At 73.5% G+C, this 2,377-nt stretch carries 2 protein-coding genes; both read right to left on the minus strand.

Annotation, left to right across the window (positions count from 1 at the left end):
- Positions 1-62: 62 nt before the first annotated feature.
- Complete coding sequence (locus tag ABD308_RS23760) at positions 63-995, minus strand: 3,4-dihydroxyphenylacetate 2,3-dioxygenase (protein ID WP_344338377.1); 933 nt, start codon at positions 993-995, stop codon at positions 63-65.
- The coding region (locus ABD308_RS23765; protein WP_344338378.1) for an aldehyde dehydrogenase at positions 988-2,377 on the minus strand (1,390 nt) is incomplete at its 5' end. The genes ABD308_RS23760 and ABD308_RS23765, both read right to left, overlap by 8 nt.

Genomic DNA, 2,377 nt, shown 5'->3' on the forward strand with positions numbered 1-2,377 from the left:
CCAGGTCGTCGCCCTCCCGGACGACCTGGACGACGGCGCCGTCCAGGAGGACGCGGCGGTACTCAGGCATCTGCGGACTCCGTCTCGGTGGGGGTGGTGCGGGAGCGGTCGGCGCCGGTCCAGCCGGCCTCGGGGCGGTCGAACCAGAGCAGGGCCTGGCCGGTGCCGATGGAGTTCTCGTACGCGCCGTACTGGCGGGCGGGCGCGGTGCAGCGCTCCTCGCCCAGCGCGCCGATCATCATCAGGTAGTGGAAGAACCGGGCCTCGGGCTTGTACCGCCAGAACTCCGGCATGGTCCGCAGCACCTGGTCGTGGCGGCCCCGCTTGAACCAGTCGATCCGCTCCAGGTCGGCCTCGCGGGCTTCGGGGGTGAAGATGTGCGAGGGGTCGCCGGACTCGTGGTCGCGCAGCTCGCGCAGCGGCCAGAAGGTGTGCGAGAGGGCGCCGGAGGCGATCAGCAGCACCTTGCGGTCGCTGGCGGCGATGCCGTCGGCCAGCGCCCGGCCCAGCCGCAGGTGGTCCTCCATGTCACCGGTCTGGCAGACGCCGATGGTGACCCAGCGCTTGTCGGGCAGTCCCTCGCCGAGGTACTTCCACAGGTTGATGGTGGCGTAGTAGACGGGCAGGTAGGCGTCGTCGATCGGGGTGATCCAGGTGCCGTGCTGCTCGGCGAACGAGGCGATGCTCCGGGCCAGTTCGGGATCACCGGGGTAGTCGAACGGCATCCGGCACATGCCGCGCGGCAGTTCCTCGGAGGTGAACAGCCCGGCCCTGCGGTCCTGCGCGGCGACCACGAACTCCACCGTGGTGGCCCAGTGCGAGTCCAGGACCACGACGGTGTCGTAGTCGAGGGTCTCGAAGACCTCCCGGCGCAGCTCCCGCAGGCCACTGACGAGGGTGAAGTCCTCGCCCCCGTTGAGCTCCCTGCGGATCGCCTCCGGCAGCACGACGGTGGGGACGTGCGCCAGCAGTCCGGCGCCGACGATCTCACCCATGGTCCCTCCAGCCCTTCGGGGCGGTGACGGTGTTCTTGACGTCGCAGTAGAAGTCGAAGCTCCAGGTGCCGCCCTCACGGCCGATGCCGGAGTGGCGGGATCCGCCGAACGGCGCCCGCAGGTCGCGCACGAAGAAGCAGTTCACCCAGACGGTGCCGGCCGCCAGCCGGGCGGTCACCCGCTCGGCGCGCTCCCGGTCGCCGGTGGCCAGGGTGGCGGCGAGGCCGAAGCGGGTGTCGTTGGCCAGCTCCACCGCCTCGTCCTCGGTGTCGAAGGTCTGCAGGGTGAGGACCGGTCCGAAGACCTCCTCCTGCACGATCTCGCTGTCCTGCGCCACGTCGGCCAGCAGGGTCGGGCGGTAGTAGAGGTCCCCCCGCGCGGTGTCGGGGCCGCCGCCGACCACGGCGCGGGCGCCGGCGTCCAGGGCCCGGCGCACGAAACCGTCGATCTTGTCGAGCTGGCGCCGGTGGATGGTGGGGCCGAGGTCGGTGGCCTCCTCGCGCGGGTCGCCCTGGACGAGTTCGGCGGCCCTGGCCGCGAAGCGGCGGGTGAACTCCTCGGCGACCGAGGACTCCACCAGCAGCCGGGTGGCGGCCAGGCAGACCTGCCCGGCGTTGTCGTACTGCTCGACCGCCAGGTCGACGGCGAGGTCGAGGTCCGCGTCGGCGAAGACCAGCAGCGGGGACTTGCCGCCGAGCTCCAGGCTGACCGGGGTGAGGTTGGCGGCGGCGGCCCCGGCGATGTGCCGGGCGGTGGGGACCGAGCCGGTGAAGCTGATCCGGCGCACGTCCGGGTGGGAGACCAGGGCGGCGCCGGCCTCGCCGCCGAGCCCCTGGACGACGTTGAGCACGCCGTCCGGCAGTCCCGCCCCGGCGGCGATGTCCGCCAGCAGGGAGGCGGTCAGCGGGGACCACTCGGCCGGCTTGAGGACCACCGTGTTGCCGGCCGCCAGGGCCGGGGCGACCTTCCAGGTCGCCAGCATCAGCGGGGCGTTCCACGGGGTGATCAGCACGCACGGGCCGGCCGGGTCCCAGCTGACCTGGTTGGTGTGGCCGCGGGTCTCGAAGTCCTCGTGGCCGAGCGTCAGCAGCCAGTCGGCGAAGAAGCGGAAGTTGTGGGCGACGCGCGGCATCACGCCGCGTCGGTGGGAGCGCAGCAGGGCGCCGTTGTCGGCGGTCTCGACCTGCGCGAGTTCCTCGACCCGCCGCTCCACGCCGTCGGCGATCGCGTGCAGCAGCCGGGCGCGCTCGGCGCGCGGGGTGGCGGCCCAGCCGGGGAAGGCGGCCTTGGCGGCGGCGACGTCGGCGGGGGCGCTGATCACCAGGTAGGCGCGGGTCCCGGCGGCCCAGCCGGCGGCGGCCGGGGCGGCGGGTGAGGCGGGC

Source organism: Kitasatospora putterlickiae (assembly GCF_039527695.1).
In the GTDB taxonomy this organism is placed as follows: domain Bacteria; phylum Actinomycetota; class Actinomycetes; order Streptomycetales; family Streptomycetaceae; genus Kitasatospora; species Kitasatospora putterlickiae.

What these genes read in the sequence shown, in the direction of transcription:
- ABD308_RS23760 (WP_344338377.1), bottom strand. Translation starts at nt 995, where the DNA reads ATGGGTGAGATCGTCGGCGCCGGACTGCTGGCGCACGTCCCCACCGTC.